Genomic DNA, 22,099 nt, shown 5'->3' with positions numbered 1-22,099 from the left:
CGTCATGGCCAACGACACGTTCGATCTCGACGTCACCGCCGAGCATCCGATCGACGATGAGGCGTTCGCGGCGATCGACCGCGACCGCCTGGTCGCCGAGATCGCGGCACTGCCGAGCGATCTGCGTGCGGGCATGACGGGCATCCTCGTCGACGGGCGCACCTATTCCGATGTGTCGCAGGAGCTCGGCATCCGCCAGCCAGAACTCGTCCGCGTCATCCAGCGCGGTAAGGCGATCATCCTTCGCCGCACCGCGCAGGCTGACGAGCGATGACGGTACTGATCGGCCTGAGCTCGTACATGGAGCAGGCCGCCATGGGCCTGTGGGACCGTCCCGCGGCGGTTCTGCCGCGCGTCTACTCCGATTGCGTCCTCGGCGCGGGCGCCGCGTTTGTCGCCCTCCCCCCGCAACCGGCAAGCCCGGATGCTGTCGCTCGCGTCCTCGACGCCGTCGACGGCCTCATCGTCACCGGTGGCAAAGATGTGGATTCTCGCCTCTACGGCCAGGAACCGCATCCAGAAAACGACGCCCCGCGCCCCGACCGTGACCAGTGGGAGCTCGCGCTCGTGCGCGGCGCGATTGAGCGCGACCTGCCCTTCCTCGGCATCTGCCGTGGTCTGCAGATCCTGAACGTCGCCCTCGGTGGCACGCTCATTCAGCATCTGCCGGATGTGATCGGCTCGAACCGCTACAGCTACGGCGGCGCCGTGTTCGCCGACAACCCGGCCATCACCGAGCCGGGGTCGCGCCTCGCATCCATCGTGGGGGAGCGCCTCACGGTGAAGAGCTACCACCACCAGGCGATCGACCGTGTGGCCGAGGGCCTCACTATCAGTGCCCGGGGCGACGACGGCATTATTCAGGGCGTCGACATCGACGGCATGACCTTTGGGGTGGCCGTGCAGTGGCACCCGGAAGAGTCGCCCGACGACCTGCGGTTATTCGCGGCCCTCGTCGACGCTGCCGACGCCCGACGCGCGCACTGAGCGCTCGGCGAGCCCGCCGTCGGCGAGGTCGATTGCCTCGGTGAGGCTGCCGCTGCGGCGCTCGGGGTCGACGCTTTCGGCCAGCGGATGCATGACGTCGCCTCCCACCCGGTCGAGCAGGGCGTGCAGCATGTCGACGGCGTCGTCGACGATCTCGGTCGAGCGCTGGTCGGTGCCGTGCAGCAGCCACCGCGCAACCTCGAGTTCCGCGGCGAATGCGGCTCGCTTGCCGACCTGCCGATCGTTCACCCCGCGGGCCTGCGTGTAGGCGTCGAGTGCCGCCTCGGGCACGGCGGGGTCGGCCGAGCCGAGGATCCAGAACAGGTCGCGCGCGGGGTCGCCGACCTGCAGGCGCGACCATCCGAGCATCCCGGTGACGGTCTCGCCGACGGCGAGCAGCGACCCGGCCGACAGTGAGCCGTTGATGACGGTGGGGGTGAACTGCCAGAGAGCCTGGTCTTCGGTTGCCGCCTCCCAGCGCGTGAGCAGCGACGCGGGCACGAGGCCGGTCGCGGCGGCGCGGTCGAGGGTTGCCACGGCTTCGCGCACGACGTCGACCGGCCGCCACTGCGGTAATCCCACGTCGCCCACGACGCTGGTCGGGAGGGCGTGCACGGCCGCGACGGCTCGGCCGATCGACGCGGCCTGGCCGGGAGTGATGCGCTGTAACTGCAACGGCGTGCCGTCGAGGTAGTCGGTCACGATCGCGCGGGTGCCGTCGACGATCGTGGTTCCGAGGATGCGGTGCACCGCAAACGGCAGACGGTTGCGCACACCGTCGCTCAGGGCGCGCAGCGCCACCAGTTCAGCTGACTGCTGCTGCTCGCCCGCGGGCGTCCGTGGCAGCCGCATGACGAGCATCCGGCCGTCGCGCGCGGTGAGCACGGCGACGTCGGCATCGCCTCCTGCCGTACCGAGACGCTCAGCCCCAACGACGTCGAGGCCGGGCACGGCCGCCGTGGCGAGCGCGGCAAGAGTGAGCGGTGTCCTGGCCATGCCCACCAGGGTAGGTGCGTGGGGCGCCGAGTGCGTCGTTCGCCACACGTTCTCTCGGGTCGGCGGGCGTAGGGTTATCGTCGCTCGTCGTCACGTTCATCCTGGAGGCTGTGTGCTTCGCTCGCTCACCGGTCGACTGCCGCTGTCGCGCTACCGCATTGATCGCGACAGCACTACGCGCGAGCGCCCGCACCTCTTTGACGAGCTGTGGGCGGATGCTCGCACGCGCGTGCTTGCCCTGTGGCGCGGGGAGGTTCTGCTCACCCCCGCGCAGGAGCCCGCGCTCGAGTTTCTCCGGCCCGACCAGGTGCCCGCCGACACGCTGCGCATCTACCTGGGGCGCACCGTCGACGACGATCCGGACGGCGGGATTCCTGCCGGCTCTCCCATCGTCGCTGTCGTGGTCGACGACGTCACCGGGCCGGCACTGGCTGCCGACATGGCGCGCTGGGGCAACCCCCGCACGTTCGGCCACCAGCTGTGTGATCGCGACGCGGGGCTTGCCATCGAGGCGCTCGGTATCGCGAACTGGCATGCGTCGCACCAGTTCTCGCCGCGCACGGGAAACGCCACAGAACCGGGCCGCGCCGGCTGGGTGCGCGTCGACGTCGAGACCGGGCGCGAGATCTTCCCGCGAACCGACGCGGCGATCATTGTGGGCGTCACCGACGAGCACGACCGGCTCGTGCTCGGCTCGAACGCCCAGTGGGAGTCCAACCGCTTCTCGCTGCTGGCTGGTTTCGTTGAGCCGGGCGAATCGCTGGAGGCCGCCGTCGTGCGGGAGGTATTCGAAGAGTCGGGCTTGCGCGTCGTTGACCCGCAGTACATCGGTTCGCAGCCCTGGCCCTTCCCTGCCTCACTCATGCTCGGCTTCCGCGCGACCCTCGACCCGGCCCAGAGCGCGACTCTGCGCCCGGATGGCACCGAGATTCTCGACCTGCGGTGGTTCAGCCGCGACGAGTTGCAGGCGAGCCTGCCCGACATCGTGTTGCCAAGCCGCACCTCCATCGCCCGCGCGATCATTGAAGACTGGTTCGGCGGGCCGCTCGACGCATGACGACCGTCACGGCCGAGCGACTGCTCGCACAGCTCGATGAGCGCCAGCGCGACGTCGCCGAGGCGCTCGTCGGCCCCGTCTGCGTTCTGGCCGGCGCGGGCACCGGCAAGACGCGGGCCATCACGCACCGCATCGCGTATGGCGTCTCGACGGGGGCGTATGACCCCCGCCGCGTGATGGCGCTCACCTTCACGACCCGCGCAGCCGGCGAACTGCTCGGCCGTCTGCGTGCGCTCGGCGCCGACGGGGTGGCCGCCCGCACCTTCCACTCGGCCGCCCTGCGCCAGCTCGCCTACTTCTGGCCGACGGTCGTCGGAGGCTCCCCGCCTCGTGTGCTCGACGGAAAGGGCCCCTTACTCGGCCAGGCCGCTCAGTCGCTGCGCGTCAGCGTCGACACGGCGGCGCTCCGTGACCTCGCCGCCGAGATCGAGTGGCGCAAAGTCAGCAGGCTGTCACTCGAGCAGTACGCGACCCGAGCGCCGAGCCGCAGCATGCCGGGCGGCCTCACCGTCGAGCAGGTCATCGACCTGCAACGCCGCTACGAGGACATCAAAGACGAGCGTCGCCAGATCGACTTCGAAGACGTGCTGCTGGCCACCGCCGGGATGCTCGAGAACGAACCGCGCGTCGCCGAGCAGGTGCGTGAGCAGTACCGCTTCTTCGTCGTCGACGAATACCAGGACGTCTCGCCGCTGCAACACGACCTCCTCATGCTGTGGCTCGGGGGCCGGCGCGAACTCTGCGTCGTCGGTGACGCCTCGCAGACGATCTACTCGTTCGCTGGTGCCACGAGCGACTATCTCGTGCGCTTCGGCGACGAGTTTCCCGAGGCGGCCGTGGTGCGCCTCGAAGACAATTACCGGTCGACGCCCGCAATCGTCGAGACCGCCAACCGTCTGATGCGCGGCCGTCCCGGCGCCTTGACGCTCCGCGCCGCGGCGCATGCGTCGGAGGCCGCGACGGGCAGCGCGACGCCGCGTCCGCGCGATGTCGCCCCGAGTATCCGGGGCCACTCAGACGATGCTGCGGAGGCCGCGTACGTCGCCGAGCAGGTCGCCCAGCGCATTGCCGATGGAGCCGCACCCGAGTCGATTGCGGTGCTGTACCGCATCAACACCCAGTCGATCGCCCTGGAGGCGGCGCTGAGGCGGCAGGGCATCGCCGTGCAGTCGCGTGCGAACAGTCGCTACTTCGACCAGCCGGAGGTGCGCCAGGCCATCATGCTGCTGCGCGGCGCCTCCGTGGCCGTCGGTGACGAGCCCCTGTTTAAGAGCGTCAGCGACGTGCTGCGCGGTCTTGGCTGGCGACAGGATCCGCCGACCGGCGGCGGCGCCGAACGCGCGCGCTGGGATGCGCTCAACGCGTTGCTGGCGCTCGCCGAAGAGGCCCCGGCGGGCACAACGCTCGCCCAGTTCGTCGATGAACTGCGCACCCGCGCCGAGCAGCAGCACGCCCCCACCATCTCGGCCGTAACGCTGTCGACCCTGCACGCCGCGAAGGGTCTCGAGTGGGACCACGTGCACGTCGTGGGGCTCTCTGAGGGGCTCGTGCCGATCAGTTATGCCGGCACCGACCTTGCCGCGATCGATGAAGAGAGGCGCCTGCTGTACGTGGGAGTGACCCGCGCCCGACGCACGCTCGACCTGTCGTGGGCGGCGACGGGGGCCAACTCGCGCGGCGAACGAGCGCCCAGTCGGTTCCTGGCGGAGCTCAGCCCGCCGCGACCGGTGTCACGGCGCTGAGTTCGAGACCACGGCATCCGCAGCGCGCCGACGGCGCCCACGTGCGCTCGGTGCGGGCGCCCGTCTCGGTGTCGAGGCGCACCTGATGGGATGGCCGGTCGGCGAGGATGCGCACCACTTCGAGGGCGGCCTCGGTGGCGGCGAGCTCGGTGTCGGCGGAGGCCTGGGTGCGCCACAACTGCGGGCTGATGGCGGCCCACGCCGGGTCAGCGTCGGTGCGTTGCTGTTCGACGCACGCGATGCACGGAGTCTGGCCAGGGTCGACGAGCGGCCCGATCGTGACGGCGAGCTCGCCGAACACGATGGGCACGTGAAGCAGGTCACGGTTGAGCCAGCGGAGGTGTTCGCGGGGGTCGACGACATGGTGGCTCACCAGCACGGCGGCGGCGATGCCCGCCGTGTCGAGCGCCTCACCCGTGGAGGCGGTGACGACACGGAATCCGGCGCTGGCGAGTAGCCCGGCGATGCGGGCGGTCGCGGGAACGTCACCCACAACCGCGACGCGTGGCCGCTGGACGGGCTGCGGCGGGGGAGCCAGAGCCGGCTCAATCGCCGTGATGAGTCGTGCGACGCGCTCGGGGCTCACGCCGGCGAGCTCGGCGAGCACGTCGAGCCCGTCGCGCGTGACACCGCTCGATAGTGCCCCCAGCAGTCGCGCCTCTCCGTCGCCCATGTCGTCGATGATGGCGACGACGGGGTCGACCCCCAGCTGGACCGTGTGCGGATCGCGCCAGACGAGGGCTCGGCGCGGGTCGAGTCGCAGAATCATGGCGCACATGATGCGCCGGGCGCGCTACCCGCAGCGCCGGTTGTGCACAGCCCGATTACGCGGTGGGTTCGGCACTCGAGGGCGGCTCGTCGGGGGCCTCTCCTGGCCCGCGCTCGACGGGTCGGTCGCCTTCGCCGGCGAGCAGGTCGCTGAGGGCCTTGTCGAGTGCGTCGGGCTCTGCCGGGCCCGCCGTCATCGACCGGATGCGCGCATCCGGTTCATCGATGTCGGCGGAGGTTGGCATGAGGTCGGGGTGCGCCCAAAGGCCGTCGCGGGCATCCGTGCCGACGGCATCGGTCACCGCCCGCCAGAATGCGGCCGCTTCGCGCAGCCGGCGAGGCCGCAGTTCGAGGCCGACGAGCGTGGCAAAGGCGCGCTCGGCCGGGCCGCCTGAGGCCCGGCGCCGGCGCACGGTTTCGGCCACCGCGTCGGCGCGGGGGATACGGGTCGTGGCATCGGCCGTGACCACGTCGACCCACCCCTCGATCAGGGCCAGCGTCGTTTCTAGCCGGGCGAGGGCCTGCTGCTGCTCGTCGGTCTTGGGGGGAATCAGCGCGCCGCTCGTGAGCGCTTCGCGCAGGCTCTCGGGGTTCTGCGGGTCGAAATCGGCCGCGAGCGACTCGATGCGCTCGGTGTCGATGGTGATGCCGCGGGCGTAGTCGGTGATCGCGCTGATGAGGTGTGCGCGCAACCATCGCGCATGCCGGAACAGCCGGGCGTGCGCGAGTTCTCGAACCGACAGGTAAAGCTGCACCTGGTCGACGGGGATATCCAGGTCGGTGCTGAACGCCGTCACGTTCTGCGGTAGCAGAGCCGCCTGCACGTCGGTCTCGTCACGACCCGGCAGCAGCGGGATGCCGATGTCGCCGCCCGAGACGACCTCCGCCGATAGCCGGCCGACGATCTGACCCAGCTGCAGCGCGAACAGGGCGCCCCCGATCTGGCGCATCATCTGGGTCGCGCCCGCGAGCATCCCTTTCAACTCTTCCGGCACCTGTTCGGCGAGCACCCGGGTGAGCGAGTCGGCGATCGAGCTGGCGACAGGCTCGGCGAGTTCGGTCCACACCGGCATCGTCTGGTGCGCCCACTCCGCGCGGGTGAGCAGGGCCGGCTCGCTCGTCAGCTGCGTGATGCCGGTGGCCTCGTCGAGCCAGAGCGCGGCGACGCTGAGGGCCTGGCGGAGGCGGTCGAGATCGAGCTGGGCGGTGCGGGTCGACCCTTCCGCGGCGATGCGTCCCGCCTCGTCGCGGGCGCTCTGCCAGTCAATGCCGTCGCCGGTTGCGTTCATCGCCTTGCGCAACTGGCCCATGAGCCGCGCCATCATCACGGGGTCGGCGGGCAATCCCGCGGCGCCGGCGAGCTTCGACGGGTCGATGTCGCCCTCTCCGGAGAGGAACTTGCGCATCATTTCGCGGAACTCGTCGTCGTTCGCCCCGAGGGGGTTCTCAGCCATGGTTCCTACGCTAATGCGGTTGCGACGCGCAGCACCCGGTCGTTCGCCGTAGGCTGACCGGGTTCCCAGTGGCGCCTCAGCCCGCGCCGCAGAAACGTTGATCAAGGAGACGCGTGAGCCTGTTCACCGACGACGACGCGCGCGTCGAGCAGACGGTGCGCCGCGGCGGTCGCCGCGTCGGCCTTCTCATGATGGCCGTGACCGTATTCGGGATGCTCGGGCTCGCGATTCTGCCCTCCCCGTACGTCATCGAACGTCCCGGCCCGGTCATCGACACCCTCGGGTCGGTGACCGTGGACGGTGTCGAGGTGCCACTGATCGAGATTCCTGACGAGCCGACGTACCCCACCGAGGGCTCGCTCAGTCTGTTGACGGTCAACGTGCTCGGAAACCCCGAGAGCTCGCCGAGCTGGTTCGAGGTCATGCGCGCCTGGGTCACCCCGTCGCAGTCCGTCGTGCCGGTTGACCAGGTGTTCCCTCCCGGTGTGTCGACCGAGCAACGTCGCGAGCAGAGCCGTATCGACATGGAGAACTCGCAGCAGGAGGCGATCGCCGCGGCCCTGCGTGCGATCGGTGAACCGTACGAGAGTCGCCTCGTGGTGGTCGACCTGCTCGAGGGCAGCCCGGCGGCCGACGTCATCGAGCCTGACGACGAGATCGTCGCTGTCAACGGCGTCGGCGTGCGCGATGTCACGGCACTGCGGGGCGAGATCGCCCGCAACGGTGTCGGTGCGGCGGCCGACGTGACCATCATCCGGGACGGCGTTGAGCAGTCTGTGTCCATCACTCCCGTGCTGTCGGAGGGCACCGATCGGGTTCCGGTAATCGGGGTGCTCATCGCCGGGCAGTACGAGTTCCCCATCGACGTGCGCATTCAGCTCGAGAACGTGGGCGGGCCGAGCGCCGGCATGATCTTCGCCCTGGGCATCATCGACAAGCTCACCCCCGGATCGCTCTCCGGCGGCGCGGAGGTTGCCGGCACGGGCACGATCGCGGCCGACGGCTCGGTCGGTCGCATCGGCGGAGTGGTGCAGAAGATGCACGGCGCCGTCGGCGTCGGCGCCGACGTCTTCCTGGCCCCACTGGCGAACTGCGCCGAAATCTCGGGCAACATCCCCGGCGACCTCGACGTGTATCCGGTCGCGACACTGAACGACGCCATCGCCGTCTTGCAGGCCATCGAGTCGGGGTCGTCGACCGCCGAGTTCGCGCGCTGCGGAGGCTGAACGCTCCCCGGGGAGTCCAAGCTTCCTCCCACTAGTCTGGAAGGGAGTGCCCACCTACCCCGGGAGTCCACGACGTGACGTCCACAGCAACGCCGCCCCAGAACCGGTCGAGGTCGACCCTCGCGATCTCCGCCGGAATCCTCGCGGCGCTCGTCATCCTGTTCTTCGTCTTCGCCAACTTCTACACCGACATCCTCTGGTACGACCAGCTCGGCTTCCTCAACGTGCTCACCACGCGCTGGATCGCGACGGGCGGCATGTTCCTCGTCGGTTTCCTCGCCATGTTCCTCCCGGTGTGGCTGAGCCTGCAGCTCGCGTACCGCACCCGGCCGATGTACGCGAAGCTCTCGTCGCAGCTTGACCGTTATCAGGAGGTCGTCGAGCCGCTGCGTCGGGTCGCGATGCTCGGTATCCCCGGCGTGCTCGGCTTGTTTGGTGGAGTCGCGGCGGCCAGCAGCTGGCCCGTCGTTCTGCAGTGGTGGAACCGCACTCCGTTCGGCATCGTCGACCCCGAGTTCGGCTTCGATGTCGGTTTCTTCGTCTGGGAGCTGCCGTTCTGGCGGGGCATCATCGCCTTCGCCTCGGCCGTCGTCCTGCTGTCGCTGCTCGCGGCGGCGGCCACGGGCTACCTCTACGGAGCGATCCGCGTGAGCGGCCGTGAGGTGCGTATCAGCCGTACCGCGCGCATCCAGTTGGCGGTCACGGGCGGTATCTACGTCGCCCTCCAGGGCGTGTCGATCTGGTTCGACCAGTACGCCGCTGCCGTCGAGCCGAGCGTCGGTTTCCTCGCCGCCGGTGCGGGCTTCACCGAAGTCAACGCGACCATTCCGGGTCGCGCGATTCTCGCGGGAATCGCGATCGTCGTGGCGATCCTGTTCTTCATCACCGCTGTGATCGGGCGGTGGCGTCTGCCCGTCATCGGTACCGCGCTGCTCGTCATCAGCGGTCTGATCATCGGCAGCGGCTACCCGGCCCTCGTGCAGCAGTTCCAGGTCGTGCCGAGCGAGCGTGAGCTGGAGGCTCAGTTCATCCAGCGCAACATTGACTTCACTCGCGATGCGTACGGTGTCGCTGACATCGTCGAGGTCCCCTACAACGCGCGGACCGAGGCGGAAGCGGGCGCCCTGCGCGAAGACGCCGAGACCACGGCGAATATTCGCATCATTGACCCCGCGCTGGTCTCGCCGGCGTTCGCGCAGCTCGAGCAGTTCCGCCAGTACTACCAGTTCCCGCGCTTCCTTGACGTGGGTCGGTACGAGATCGACGGGCAGACGCAGGACACGGTTCTCGCCGTGCGCGAGCTGAACCCCGACGGTCAGTCGGCGCAGAACTGGGTCAACCAGCGCATCGTGTTCACCCACGGGTACGGCGTCGTGGCCGCGTTCGGTAACCAGCGCGCCGACGACGGTCAGCCGGTGTTCCTCGAGCAGGGCATCCCGGTCGATGGGCTTCTGACCGAGCAGCTCGGTGAATACGAGCCGCGTATCTACTTCGGCGAGTTCTCGCCGACGTACTCGATTGTCGGTGCCCCGGAGGGTGCTGAACCGCAGGAGCTCGACTTCCCCGCTGAGGGCGAGGTCGGCAGCGACGAGAACATCGATGCGTCGGGCAATGCGCGCTACACCTTCACGGGTGACGGCGGCCCCGCGCTTGACAACGTCTTCAAGCGCCTCATCTACGCCATCACGTTCCAGTCGACCGAGATCCTGCTGTCGAACCAGGTCAACGAAGAGTCGCAGATTCTGTACGACCGTGACCCGCTCACCCGCGTGCAGCGCGCCGCGCCCTACCTGACGCTCGACAACGACCCGTATCCGGCGATCATCGACGGGCGCATCAAGTGGATCGTCGACGGCTACACGACGACGGCGAACTACCCGTACTCGACGTCGGTCGCGCTGTCAGCGGCCATCGCCGACTCGTTCACGCCGGCCCCGCAGTTCCCGATCGACAACATCAACTACATCCGCAACTCGGTGAAGGCGACGGTTGACGCGTACGACGGTTCCGTCACCCTCTACGCGTGGGACACGGAAGACCCGGTGCTGCAGACGTGGCAGAGCATCTTCCCGAACACGCTGCGGTCGGCTGACGAGATGTCGGAGGCGCTGCTCAGCCAGGTTCGATACCCGAGCGACCTGTTCAAGGTCCAGCGCAGCATCCTCGGCCGGTACCACGTGACTGAGCCGGGCTCGTTCTTCGCCACCGACGACGAGTGGCGCACCCCGAACGACCCCGTGTCGAACCCGAACGCGCCGACTCTGCAGCCGCCCTACTACCTGACGATGCAGGTGCCGGGCAGTGACGAGCCGTCGTTCACGCTGTACTCGACGTTCATCCCCGCGGCGACCGGTGAGAACCAGCGCAACGTGCTCTTCGGCTACCTCGCCGCGAACGCCGACGCGGGTGACGACTACGGCAAGTTGACGCTGCTGCGCCTGCCGCGCCAGACCACGATCCCCGGCCCCGGCCAGGTGCAGGCCCAGTTCGACTCCGACGCCAACGTCGGTCAGCAGCTGAACCTGTTGCGCCAGGGGCAGACCGAGGTCATCAGCGGAAACCTGCTGACGCTCCCGGTCGGTGGCGGCCTGCTCTACGTGCAGCCGGTCTACGTGCAGTCGACCGGTGACACGAGCTTCCCGCTCCTGCGTCGTGTGCTCGTCTCCTTCGGTGAAGAGATCGCCTTCGAAGACACGCTCGATCAGGCGCTCGACGTCCTGTTCGGCGGAGACTCGGGCGCCGCCGCCGGTGACGGCGACGTCGAGCCCGTTGATCCGCTGCCGACCGACCCGGCTGAGCCGACGGATCCGGCCGAGCCGACCGACCCGTCGACGCCGGCCCCGCCGATCGACCCGAATGCGCTGCAACAGGCCCTCGTCGACGCGCGCGACGCACTGCTCGAGCGCGAGGCGGCCTACCGGGCCAACGACCTCGTCGCGGCCGCGCAGGCGGACGCCCGTTTGCAGGAGGCACTCGAGCGCGCGATCGCTCTCAGCAACGACTAGCGGGCGCTGAGGCGCTGAACCCCCGGAGGCGGGCAGAACGCGAGTTCTGTCCACCGGCCGGGGGTTCCCCGTGTTGGGACTGCTGACGAGAACTCCACACCTTTAGGGTTTTCCTAGGGGCTGGGAAGGGAATGTCTCATGGTCACATGGGGCCGTCAGGCAGAATTGAGCGTTATGGGGGATCACGACGAATTCGTCGCGCGGTTCGCGACAGTTCACGGCGCGCTGGAACAGTTCGCCTGCGTCGCTGTCGCCTCGCTCATGGTCGCCGAAGCTCGTGTCGAGCTGCAGACCGACGCCGGTCGTCTGACGCTCGCCTCCTTCGGTGAACCTGTCGACCGCCCCGCGTATCGATTTGAGGTGCCCATCCGAGCACTCACCGGCGAGACAATTGCGTACTTCATCGTGCTCGACCCGAACGCGCGCGAAACGCACGAATTCGACCTCGAAGTGATCTACAAGTTGGCAGACAGCGCCCAGCGCAAGCTGATGCTGGCCTGGAGCGACTCTGGCCCGCGCTCTGTGCTCTAGGCGGCCGATTCGCTCGCGCCGTTCCCCCCGTGGTAGCCTGAAAGCACGCCGCGGGGTGGAGCAGTTCGGTAGCTCGCCGGGCTCATAACCCGGAGGTCGTAGGTTCAAATCCTGCCCCCGCAACTCGTGTCGAAAGCCCCTTGACCACTGGTCAAGGGGCTTTTTCTTTGCGGGCGGCCCCGACGCGCCGTGCCTGCGTTCGGGGCACATCGCGTATTCGCTCAGCGAATGGTGGTGCCGTTCGCTGTTTTGATGGGGCAGCTCGAAACGGAAGAGTATGAGGCAGGTCCTCCGCTGCTCAGCCCCCTACCTTGTGCGGTGGAGTGAGCCGGGGTGCTGACGGAATCGGGTTCCCTCAGCACCCCGGTGTTTCTTCGTCGCGCGCCGACGGCGGGCATGTTCGTTTTACGCACATGCGTGCCGAACAGGTCGACGCGCCATCGAGCGGCTTATTTGCGCCCGTGTCAGACTCGGGGCGAGGGTGTACCCGCACCGTCACTGCCGTCCGCGTCCTCTGTGCGGGCGGCTGGTTGACCGTCACGACAGGGGCAATAGGGGGCGGACGACGTGAAGTCGCAATTCGAGCGATGGTCCGCCACGCAGGCGCCTGAGCCGGGCGACTGGCTGTCTATCGCCGCCGCCAACGGTCTGCGCAGTCTGCTGTCGGACTCCGACGACGACCCCGTCGTGATCTTCGACGACACGAAAACGATCGTGCAGACCAACGCTGCCGCGCGCGTGTTGCTGGACGGAAACGGTGCCGTGAAGGTGGGCACCTTGGCTGTGCATGAGCATTTCACGCGAGTGACCGTTGCTGCGGAGGATGTGCTCGCTGGCGAAAGCGTTCGTGTTGTGTACACGGCTCAGCTCCCTGCCGGCGGTATGCGCTCGATGGTCGGCACCGGTATCCCTCTCCGTAACGCCGCCGATGGCCGCGTTGTCGGTGGCGTGTTTCTCGTGCGCGCTGCCCGGGCGACGTCGATGGCGAGCGGTTCGGGCATCGATGCGGAAGACCGACTGTTTCGCCTGGCCGGGCGACTCGCTCGCTTCGACGGGTGGACCCTCGACCTCGCCGATGAATCCATTCGGTGGATGCACGAGGGCGGCTTACGGCTCAAGGAATCCCTGTCCGACGCGGTCACCATTGACGAGCTCGCCGCAACGCTGGCGCCGGCGGATGCGGGTCGTTGGCAACGTAGTCTGGCTCGGGCCGTCGTCGAGCAAAACATCTTCGACGTCTTCGTTGAGCACCGGCTCGGCACCGACGACCGGGTCGTCATGCGGTGGACGGGCAAGCCGGTTCTCGATCCGACGAGTGGCCAACCTCGTTACGTGTCCGGGGTTGCTCAAGACGTCACCGAGATCTTCGAAGCGCAGCGCGCGCGTGATCAGGTGGAGAGGCGCTTGTACGACACGCTCGCAGCCCTCTCGGACGGTGTGATTCGGTTTGACGAGCAGCGAAACGTCGCCTACGCGAACCACGTAGCCTGCCAGATGCTGTCGCTCGCGGCTGACGAGGCGATCGGATCGTCGGCCGAGGCGACGCTTGCGAGCGTGCCGGCCGTGCTCGATCTGGTGCGCGACATCGGGTCGGACTCCGTGTCTGCCAGCCGCATCGAACGCGTGATCTCGACGGGTGAGTTCGACTGGGCGGTAACCGCCTACCGGGTCGACGATTCGATCACGCTCCTGATGCGAGACGTCACGGAGGAGCAACGCGCCTACCGTGCGGCACAGGTGGCCGAACGGGAGCTGTCGAAGGCCCGGCGCTGGGAAGCACTCGGAACCTTGGCCGGGGGGTTGGCGCACGACCTCAATAACGCGCTGACCCCGATCACGATCGCGACGAAGTTGCTGGACCGGGCCGTGGTTGATGAGCAGCACCGTTCGGCGATCACGATCATTGAGCAGGCCGTGACGCGCGCGAAGGACATGACCGCTCAGGTGATGTCGTTCTCGCAGGTGGGACGCGGGCCGCGGGGTCCGGTGGATTTGAGGGCACTGTTTGATGAAGTGGTGCGCTTTAGCGCTGACGTCATGGGGCCCGAGGTTGACTTCCAGACCGAGATCGCGGAGGACCTGCCCTGGGTTGATGTTGTCGAGACGGAGCTTTATCAGGCACTGACCAATCTGCTCATCAACGCCCGTGATGCGGTCTTGGCGAGAGAGGATGACGGGCAGCGCGAGGTCCGCCTGACGGTCACGACAGGGGCGCCGAGCCACCATGTGACTCCGTGGCCCCACGAGGTTCCCGAGACGGTGGTCACGATCGCGGTCACCGACACCGGTGTGGGCATGCCGCCGAGTGTCGAGGAGCGCATCTTCGAACCGTTCTTCACTACGAAGGGTCCGGGACGAGGGACCGGGCTCGGCCTTCCCACGGCGCAGCGCGTGGTTCGCTGGTCGGGAGGGCGTCTTCTGGTGCACACAGCGCAGGGCGTAGGAACGACGTTCGCGATGGAGCTCCCCATCAGTTCAGCCCGCACGCGCACATCGCCGGCATCCTTCCCAGCGAGCTCAACGGCCCTGCACGGAAACGGGCGCAGAGTTCTCGTTCTCGACGACGAGGTGTCGGTCACGTGGGCGATCCAAGCGTTGCTGGAAGAGTCGGGCTACGTTGTCACCTCGGTCGATTCGACCGCGGCTGCGATCGACCAGATTGAGAGGGGTCCGCGTTTCGATGCCGTCATCGCCGATCTCAATCTTGCGGGGGAGTCTGGACTGGAGGTTGCTCACAACCTTCAGCGCCGTGAGTCCGACACTGCGCTGATCATCATGACCGGATCCGGTATCGACAACCCTGTTCCCGCATCGCTCGCGGCGCGTGTTGCCGCGGTTGTGCGAAAGCCCTTTGCCCCCGAACGACTACTGTCGACGCTCGCTGACGCTCTTGCCCGGCGCGAGGAGGATGCACAATGACACCCGCCCAGTTGCTTCCCGATTCCTCTGTCCGCATCATCGACGAGTTCATCGAGTCCGTGTTGCGTCGTGTGGGGTGGCGTGCTGGCCGCGCTTGGTGGCGCATGGACGAGCGCTTCGCGACGTCGTCGTGGGTGATTCTGGGTGGCGAGGCGGGACTCCTCGCTGATACGGAGAGCCACACCCTCAATGATGGGCGGCGCCGATACATGGAGCCGACTCTCGTTGCAGCGGCGGACATCGACCTGCCTCCGGGTGACCGCGAAGTGTTGCTTGCTCAAGGAGCCGACCGCGTACTCGTCGTCGACGTTGCGGCGGATCAGTCGGTCGACGTGCGTCTTCTGCTGGCGCCGCCGCCCGGGGCGCCCGTGAATCCCGAACACGTGGACTCTGTGCGTTCCGCCATGCAGTTGGTGCCGACGGTTTTCCTCCAAGAACGCAGCAAGCGGGAACTGGGCCTGCGAGCCCACCACGATCCCTTGACTGGCCTGCTCAATCGCCGCGGGTGGGAACGGCTGCTCACCATTCGCACCGGAACCGTGCTCGCCGGCGCGCTGTTGTTCATCGATCTGGACGGGTTCAAGGCCATCAACGATCGCCATGGACATCGGGCAGGCGATGAGGTGCTGACGGCGGTCGCGCGGGCATTAACGTCGACGGTTCGACCCAATGATGTGGTCGCCCGCATCGGCGGTGACGAGTTCATTGTCTTCGCCGCCGATGTTGCCGACGACGAGACGGCGCTCGCTGCCGCAACGCGCATCATGCGCCAGGTGCAGCGCGACATCCTGCTGAGCACCGGACGCGTCATTGCCGTGAGCGCGAGCACCGGCGTCTCGCTCTGGCGAGCCGGCGAGGATCCATCGGAGGCAATCGCCGAGGCCGATCGACTGATGTACGAGGCGAAACGACTCGGTGGGGGCGTGGCTAACCGGCGGCAGGATGGCTCCCTCGGAGTTGTCGATGTCGTTACGGGACGCGATATCCATGCCGACAACGATCCCTGGGTGTCCGGGACGATCGCCGTACGCGCCCGACGAGGGCCGGACGGGGAGGCGACGGCGGTGCTCGTGGCCCTTGCGCCCGCCACGGCGAGTACGCCCCCGTCCGAGCTCGCGAGCGCGATCGTTGAGGCCGTCGGGGCGGCGGGCCTGTCGCCGCAGCTGCCCATCACCGTCCTTTTCCGCGGGGCGGGCTGGACGCGTCTCAACAGACTTGCCGCGTTGCTCGCGTCTCTCTCCGAGGCGGTCGTCGACGGAGCTCGCGTCAGCGTCGCCTTGCCCGCCGACGCCCGCGACGCTGATGTGCGGGCTGCCGCGGAAGACGCGGCGCGGGAGCTCGGGCTGCAGCGGTCGGTAGCGATCAGCCAGATCGCGGGCACCGACCTCGGCGCTCTCATGCTCGGCGGCATCGATGCCGTTTTCTTGGGCCCGCGCTGGGCGCGTTCTGCCGAGCCGACGGTGGGCGACACCGCCGCACTGGACGCGCTCATCGCACTGACGCTCGCGCTGGGCCAGACGCTGGTCGTGGTCGACGGCCAGCTTGTCGATCTTGCCGCGCTCGACACGCCGAGCGTGGAGATCGCATCATCGCGTGAAACGAAGGAGAGTTAGCTGTGGTCCGTCCTCGTCGTGTCTTCTTGGCCAGCGTTCTGCTCCTCGCCATGGCGACAAGCGCGTGCGCGAGTCCGGCTCCGTCTGATCCGGAACCGACAGAGAGCTCCGAAAATCCGTACGGGGGTTTCCCCGTTGATCCCCCGGCCGACGACGAGATTGTGTTGTCCATCGACGGCGAACCGGGTAGTGACCTGACCTACCGCGAACTTCAGGAGCGCGCGACGGTCACGCACGACATTGTCGAACCCTTCGTCAACCGGGCCGAGAGCTTCACCGGGGTCCCCCTTCGCGAGCTGGCTGACGAGGCGGGCCTGTCTGGTCAGGAGACGGTCGTCACGATCGCGCTCAACGGATATGAGTACTCCGACACGGTCGCGGCGCTGACGGAGGCAGACGCGCTCGTCGCCGTATTCCGTGATGGCGAGCTCATTCCTATGGACGAGGGCGGGCCGATTCGACTCGTATATCCGGTGGGCTCGACCTACTACGAATTCCTTGACGCGTGGAACTGGAGTCTGCGCAGCGTCGTCATCGCGACCACTCCCTGATCATGATCCATCCGGGGCCACAAGCCACCCTCCTGCGCCCCTTCCGGCTGCGCCCCGGGCAAATTCTGCTTGTCGTTCTCGTCATGGCGGCCATCATCATGCAGATCGCGTGGTCGTTCTTGGCGACGCGGGCCCATGAGATCGAACGTGCGACAGTGTTCGCCGAAGAGGCTGACGCTACGGCGATGACCTTCGTTCAGCGCGAATCGTTCAATACGTTGCTGCTCCTGGAGAGGTGGGCGACCGGCGAGGTCAGCGCACGCGACGTGCAGATTGCGCGAGCGAACCTTGGTCAACGGCTGGGCGTTCGCGTGTCATCGGGCGCTGTCACGGCAGACATCGTGCAGGAGGAGTACCGCCAGACCCTGACCGCGCTGGATGAGCACCTGTTGCGACTCGGAGACGTGACCGACGCTGACCGCCGAGCGTTCCGAGGCGCAATTGCCGATGATGTCGAATCGTTTCTCGGCGAAACGCGTGCGCTGTCTCGAGTGTTCCAGGCGTTGACTCGGGAACAGGTCACGGAGGTGCTGGAGGATCGGGCAGAAGCTGAGCGGCTTCAAGCGCTTCTCGGTGGGCTCATTCTCGTGCTGGGCATGGCTCTCGCCGTCTGGCTGGCTCGAGACATTAGCGATAGCTATCGCGTCAGTCGCGCGCGCTTGGCGGAAGAGCGCGATCAGCTTGAGCAGCTACGACGTCGATTCACGGCGGTTCAGTTGATCGGTCAGGCGGCGACGGGCTGGCGTGAGCAGGCGGAGAGGGTTGCTCACGGCGACGAGCTTTTCGACCGCATTCGGGCCGACCTCGACCGGTATGTACCGGACCTCGCGATAACGATCGAGCCCGATGCCGCGGTGCCCGTGACCGTAATTCCCCGCGACGAGGGGCACCATGATCCTGACGACATCGCGTACGTCACAGGCAGAGTGACCGACGCGGTGCAGGCCTGGATCTCTCGAGAGCGCGCGCGGGCCGCCCTCGAGCACGAGCGTGTGCACGATGCCCTGACGGGCTTGCCAAACCGTCTGCGCCTACCGGAGCTGATTGATGAGTGTGGCCGGCGGCACGCGTACGTGGGACTGGCCGTGCTCGATATCGATCGCTTCACCGACCTCAACAGTGCCTTCGGCGAAGCAGCGGGCGACAGGGTCCTGTGCGCACTCGCCGAGGCAATCACGCCCTCTGAACCGCACCCGCACGGCGCGCTTCGGCTGGCGAGCGACGACTTCGCCATCGTTATCGGGGGTGCCACCGAAGACGACGTTCGGTGGCGCCTTAGCGAGGTGATCAAGCGGCTTCCACCCGCGGTGTCGGTCGAACGCGGCATTGCCCCACTGTCTGTCAGCGTCGGTGTGGCCATCGTTCCCCCAACGCCCACCGTCAGTATCGACGCGATTCTCGCGCGATCACTTGCGGCCCTTCAGGTGTCACGCGCTTCCGTCGCGCGCAACAGCGTGGTCGTCTTTGACGAGACGCAGCATTCTGACCTCTTGGTGAGCGTGACGGAGGAGGCCGAGTTCCGCGAGGCGGTGGTCTCCGGCGACGTCTACGTCGTTCTACAGCCCATCGTTAATCTGCGAACCGGACGCCCCGTGGGCATGGAGGCGCTGGCGCGCTGGCGACGCGGAGACACCGTGGTGACCCCCGACCGCTTCCTGCCGATTGTGAGTCGGGCTGGCCTGTTCACCGAGTTCTCCACCGCGGTATCGAACAGCGCACTGCGGGCCTGGAGGCAGGTGGCCTCCACCTGGAGTGACGCGGCGGGCGGCGACCCGCCGTACATCTCCATCAACGTGCATCCCAGCCAGCTCGAGACGTCCCAGTTCGTGGACTGGATGTCCGCGCTGGCACGCGAGCACGACGTGCCGACCGAATCGATTGTGTGCGAGATCACCGAAGACGCGGTCGTCAACGCCACCGGCGTGCTCGATGTGCTGACCGCCCTCCGCGGCGAGGGCTTCCGCATCGCCGTAGACGACTTCGGTACCGGGTACTCCAGCCTGGGGCAGGCTATCTCGCTGCCCCTCGACATTCTCAAGATTGACCGCTCGTTCATCTCGAGCCTCGACCTGTCCGACTCCGCCGGCGGACTATTCCGCGACCTTGTCGGTATTGGGCGCACGCTCGGCGCTGTCCTTGTCGCGGAGGGAGTCGAATCGGCTGAGGTCGCCGTGAAGCTGAGTGAGCTCGGCGTCGACTGCGCTCAGGGCTTCCACTTCGCCCGGCCGATGCCGGTCGACGACGTGATCGGCTGGTTCGACGCGCAGCAGGGGCGATCGGTAGCGATGTAGGCGCTAGCGCCGCGGCGGCTGCGCCCCGAGCCACTGCACGGCTGCACTACCGGCCGCGACACCCGTCTCGACGGCGTCGGCCAGTGGGCGGCCATCGCTCAGCGCGGCGGCGAGCGCACCGACGAACGCGTCGCCAGCGCCAGTCGTGTCGACAACCTCAACCGCGGGCGCATGGATCCGGCCCGTCTGCGATCCGTCGCTCCACACTGCTCCGGCACCGCCGAGGGTGACGACGACACTGCGGCAGCGCGTGGCGAGTGTCTGCGCCGTGTCCTCTGCCCCTGCCTCGTCGGTGGCTGAGGCTCCTCCCGTCGCGCGCGCCTCGCTTTCGTTCACCACGAGCGGATCGCACAGGGCCAGGAGGTCTTCGGGAACATCGCGCGCCGGCGAGAGATTGAGCACCAGCCGACCGCCCGCGGTGGCGACGGCTCGTGCGGCCGCATGAACGACGTCGAGCGGCACCTCGAGCTGACTGAGTAGCACCGTCCCGGGGCCAGCGAGGTCGGCAATCGTGGTGACCACCGCATCCGCGTCGAGCCGGCCGTTTGCGCCGGGTGCGACGACGATCGTGTTTTCACCGTCGCGCGACACGGTGATGAGTGCGACGCCCGTGGGGGCGTCGGTGAGCCGCGCAACGCTCGACACGTCGACGCCGCCGCTGCCGAGCGCGTCGAGCATCGCGCGACCTCCGGCGTCATCGCCGACCGCGCCGACGAACACGGGCATTGCGCCGGCGCGCGCGGCAGCGAGAGCCTGGTTTGCGCCTTTTCCGCCCGTCGCGACGATCAGGTCTCGGCCGAGCAGGGTTTCACCGGGCAGCGGATGCCGATCAACAACGACGGTGTAGTCGGTGTTGGCCGACCCGAGAACGATGAGGGAGGCGCTCATGAGTCCATGCTGGCAGAGGGGCCCTGTCGATGGGCACACGACGCCCGTAGGCTGGCGGCATGAGCGAAACCTTGCGGGTCGCCGTTGCCCAGTTTGCGCCGGGGCCGTCGCGCGACGAGAACCTTGAGGGCATCCGCCAGCTCGTCACCGAGGCCGCGCGTTCCGGCGCCGGGCTCGTCGTGTTGCCCGAGTACTCGGCCTTCTTTGGCGGGCCGATGGGGGCGCACTGGGTCGCGGCGGCCGAGCCACTCGACGGGCCGTTCGTCGCCGGCCTCGCCGACATCGCCCGGTCGAACGGCATCGTCGTGGTCGCCGGGATGCTCGAAACCGCATCGCGCGACGACCGGTTTCGCAACACGATCGTCGCGCTCGGCGCCGACGGCGCCCTGCTCAGCGTGACCCGCAAGCTTCACCTTTATGACGCATTCGGGCAGACCGAATCCGACTGGGCAGAACCCGGCGACATTGTCGACGCCGAGACCTTCACGGTTTCGGGCGTGCCCGTCGGCGTGCAGACCTGCTACGACCTGAGATTTCCGGAGGTGACCCGCCGGCTCGTCGACGCGGGAGCGGAGCTCGTGCTTGTTCCCGCCGAGTGGGTCGCGGGGCCCGATAAGCGTCACGCCTGGCGCACCCTCGCCGCCGCGCGGGCCATCGAGAACACGGTGTACCTCGCCGCGGCCGACCACCCGCCGCCCGTCGGGGTGGGGGCGAGCCTGATCGTCGACCCGCTCGGTCGCGAACTGGCGTTCATCGACGACGAGGTGGCCGTGGCGACGGCATCGATCGACCGCGCCGAGGTTGTCCGGGTGCGCACCGTGAACCCCGCGCTTTCGCTTCGACGCTTCCGCGTGCAGCCCGTCTAGCGGCCGGCGGTGAGGCGCCGCACCGCCTCGTCGATCTGTGCGTCGGTCTTGCAGAAGGCGAAGCGCAGCGACGAATGGATGCGCGCATCCCCCGATCGCGGATCAAACGCCGAGAGCGGAATTGCGGCCACCCCGCGCTCGATGGTCAGCTCGCGGGCGAACTGATTCGCGTCGCTCACGCCGAGTGGGGAGGCGTCGGCCACCACGAAGTACGACCCCTTGCTCGGGGAGACGGCGAAGCCGGCGGTCGCCAGTCCCGCGGCCAGTCGGTCGCGTCGGGCAGCCATCGTGCGGCGCTGCTCGGCAAAGTAGTCGTCGCCGAGCCCGAGCCCGACGGCCACCGCAGGCTGAAAGGGTGCGCCGTTGACGTACGTCAAGTACTGCTTGACCGCCATCGCCGCGTCGATGAGTGTCGCCGGGCCGGTCATCCAGCCGATCTTCCAGCCGGTCACCCGGAACGTCTTGGCGGCGCTCGAGATCGTCAGGCTGCGTTCGGCGGCACCCGGGATGCGCGCGATGGGCGTGAACGGTGCGTCATCGAACACGAGGTGTTCGTACACCTCGTCGCTGACGATGATCGCGTCGTGTCGGGCCGCGGCGGCGACGATGCGCTCAAGCAGCTCGGGAGCGATCACCGAACCCGTCGGGTTGTGCGGGTTGTTGATGAGCACCAGGCGGGTGTTCGGGCCGATCGCGGAATCGATCGCCTCGGGTGTGGGCTGGAAGTTCTCGCCCTCGAGCGGGATGGTGACGTGCCGCGCCCCGGTGAGCCCCACCATCGCCGCGTAGGCGTCGTAGAAGGGAGAGAGCGTGACGACGTCGTCGCCCACACCCGCGAAGGCGAGCAGTGCGGCGGCGATTGCTTCGGTGGCCCCGGCCGTGATGAGCACCTCGGTGTCGGGGTGACGGAGCTCGCCAAAGAAGCGTTCACGGTGTTCCGCGACCGCCGCGCGTAATTCGGGAGTACCGCGGCCGGGCGGGTACTGGTTGAGGCCCGCGCGAATCGCGGCGATGGCTGCCTCCGTGACGGGCGCCGGGGCATGCTCGTCGGGGAACCCCTGCCCGAGGTTGACGGCGTCGTGTCGGGTGGCGAGTGCACTCATCTCCGCGAAGATCGTCGGCCGAACACTGCCGTCTGGGTCGCGCAGGCCTGCGGCGTCGATGGCGCGTAGCCACGGCGGTGTGGTCGTCACGCTGCCACCCTA

General features: G+C 68.1%; 17 protein-coding genes and 1 tRNA gene. 13 read left to right on the top strand and 5 right to left on the bottom strand.

Features of this window, described 5'->3' with window-relative positions:
- The first annotated feature begins 4 nt into the window (after nt 1–4).
- Nucleotides 5–274, top strand: a complete 270-nt coding sequence (locus tag ACK4SC_RS02625; RefSeq protein WP_409614545.1) for a hypothetical protein — start codon at nt 5–7, stop codon at nt 272–274.
- Nucleotides 271–987 (top strand): gamma-glutamyl-gamma-aminobutyrate hydrolase family protein, encoded by a 717-nt coding sequence (locus ACK4SC_RS02620; protein ID WP_409614543.1) that lies wholly within the window; start codon nt 271–273, stop codon nt 985–987. The genes ACK4SC_RS02625 and ACK4SC_RS02620 overlap by 4 nt, the downstream gene beginning before the upstream one ends.
- Here ACK4SC_RS02620 and ACK4SC_RS02615 read toward each other — a convergent pair.
- Nucleotides 940–1,983 (bottom strand): phosphotransferase, encoded by a 1,044-nt coding sequence (locus ACK4SC_RS02615; protein WP_409614541.1) that lies wholly within the window; start codon nt 1,981–1,983, stop codon nt 940–942. The two genes, ACK4SC_RS02620 and ACK4SC_RS02615, sit on opposite strands and share 48 nt — an antisense overlap.
- Nucleotides 1,984–2,095: 112 nt before the next feature.
- Between ACK4SC_RS02615 and nudC the strand changes: the two genes are divergently transcribed.
- On the top strand, nt 2,096–3,040 hold the full coding sequence (gene nudC, locus ACK4SC_RS02610; RefSeq protein WP_409614540.1) for an NAD(+) diphosphatase: 945 nt from the start codon (nt 2,096–2,098) through the stop codon (nt 3,038–3,040).
- The gene (locus ACK4SC_RS02605) at nt 3,037–4,782 is read left to right on the top strand and encodes an ATP-dependent helicase (RefSeq protein ID WP_409614538.1); all 1,746 of its coding nucleotides are present in this window, start codon (nt 3,037–3,039) and stop codon (nt 4,780–4,782) included. The genes nudC and ACK4SC_RS02605 overlap by 4 nt, the downstream gene beginning before the upstream one ends.
- Here ACK4SC_RS02605 and ACK4SC_RS02600 read toward each other — a convergent pair.
- Nucleotides 4,751–5,551 carry a hypothetical protein gene (locus tag ACK4SC_RS02600; protein WP_409614536.1) on the bottom strand — a complete coding sequence of 267 codons (801 nt, stop codon included), beginning with the start codon at nt 5,549–5,551 and terminating at the stop codon, nt 4,751–4,753. The two genes, ACK4SC_RS02605 and ACK4SC_RS02600, sit on opposite strands and share 32 nt — an antisense overlap.
- A 55-nt stretch (nt 5,552–5,606) precedes the next feature.
- Complete coding sequence (locus tag ACK4SC_RS02595) at nt 5,607–7,004, bottom strand: zinc-dependent metalloprotease (protein WP_409614534.1); 1,398 nt, start codon at nt 7,002–7,004, stop codon at nt 5,607–5,609.
- Nucleotides 7,005–7,117: 113 nt separating this feature from the next.
- Between ACK4SC_RS02595 and ACK4SC_RS02590 the strand changes: the two genes are divergently transcribed.
- The 8 genes from ACK4SC_RS02590 (at nt 7,118) to ACK4SC_RS02555 (ending at nt 19,140) form a co-directional block, all read left to right on the top strand.
- Nucleotides 7,118–8,230 (top strand): PDZ domain-containing protein, encoded by a 1,113-nt coding sequence (locus ACK4SC_RS02590; protein ID WP_409614532.1) that lies wholly within the window; start codon nt 7,118–7,120, stop codon nt 8,228–8,230.
- 74 nt (nt 8,231–8,304) lie between these two features.
- Complete coding sequence (locus ACK4SC_RS02585; protein ID WP_409614530.1) at nt 8,305–11,235, top strand: UPF0182 family protein; 2,931 nt, start codon at nt 8,305–8,307, stop codon at nt 11,233–11,235.
- Between the two features lie 174 nt (nt 11,236–11,409).
- Nucleotides 11,410–11,766, top strand: a complete 357-nt coding sequence (locus ACK4SC_RS02580; protein ID WP_409614528.1) for a hypothetical protein — start codon at nt 11,410–11,412, stop codon at nt 11,764–11,766.
- A gap of 49 nt (nt 11,767–11,815) precedes the next feature.
- Nucleotides 11,816–11,889, top strand: a tRNA-Met gene (locus ACK4SC_RS02575).
- Between the two features lie 444 nt (nt 11,890–12,333).
- Entirely contained in the window at nt 12,334–14,685 is a 2,352-nt protein-coding gene (locus ACK4SC_RS02570) for an ATP-binding protein (protein ID WP_409614527.1), read from the top strand.
- Nucleotides 14,682–16,298 (top strand): diguanylate cyclase domain-containing protein, encoded by a 1,617-nt coding sequence (locus ACK4SC_RS02565; protein ID WP_409614525.1) that lies wholly within the window; start codon nt 14,682–14,684, stop codon nt 16,296–16,298. Before ACK4SC_RS02570 ends, ACK4SC_RS02565 begins: the two co-directional genes overlap by 4 nt.
- A gap of 2 nt (nt 16,299–16,300) precedes the next feature.
- The gene (locus ACK4SC_RS02560; protein ID WP_409614522.1) at nt 16,301–16,849 is read left to right on the top strand and encodes a molybdopterin-dependent oxidoreductase; all 549 of its coding nucleotides are present in this window, start codon (nt 16,301–16,303) and stop codon (nt 16,847–16,849) included.
- Nucleotides 16,804–19,140 (top strand): putative bifunctional diguanylate cyclase/phosphodiesterase, encoded by a 2,337-nt coding sequence (locus ACK4SC_RS02555; RefSeq protein ID WP_409614520.1) that lies wholly within the window; start codon nt 16,804–16,806, stop codon nt 19,138–19,140. The genes ACK4SC_RS02560 and ACK4SC_RS02555 overlap by 46 nt, the downstream gene beginning before the upstream one ends.
- Before the next feature lie 3 nt (nt 19,141–19,143).
- Here the strand turns inward: ACK4SC_RS02555 and ACK4SC_RS02550 are convergent, their stop codons facing one another.
- A complete protein-coding gene (locus tag ACK4SC_RS02550) occupies nt 19,144–20,028 on the bottom strand; it encodes a ribokinase (protein WP_409614518.1) in 885 nt (294 codons plus the stop codon).
- 59 nt (nt 20,029–20,087) lie between these two features.
- Here ACK4SC_RS02550 and ACK4SC_RS02545 point away from each other — a divergent pair, with 59 nt between their 5' ends.
- A complete protein-coding gene (locus ACK4SC_RS02545) occupies nt 20,088–20,894 on the top strand; it encodes a carbon-nitrogen hydrolase family protein (protein WP_409614517.1) in 807 nt (268 codons plus the stop codon).
- Here ACK4SC_RS02545 and ACK4SC_RS02540 read toward each other — a convergent pair.
- Nucleotides 20,891–22,087 carry an aminotransferase class I/II-fold pyridoxal phosphate-dependent enzyme gene (locus tag ACK4SC_RS02540; protein WP_409614515.1) on the bottom strand — a complete coding sequence of 399 codons (1,197 nt, stop codon included), beginning with the start codon at nt 22,085–22,087 and terminating at the stop codon, nt 20,891–20,893. The two genes, ACK4SC_RS02545 and ACK4SC_RS02540, sit on opposite strands and share 4 nt — an antisense overlap.
- Between the last annotated feature and the right edge of the window lie 12 nt (nt 22,088–22,099).

Origin of the sequence: Microcella sp., assembly GCF_046293215.1 — a bacterium.
Lineage (GTDB): Bacteria > Actinomycetota > Actinomycetes > Actinomycetales > Microbacteriaceae > Microcella.
Note: the sequence above shows the minus strand (reverse complement) of the source record. Positions and strands in the feature narration are given on the sequence as shown.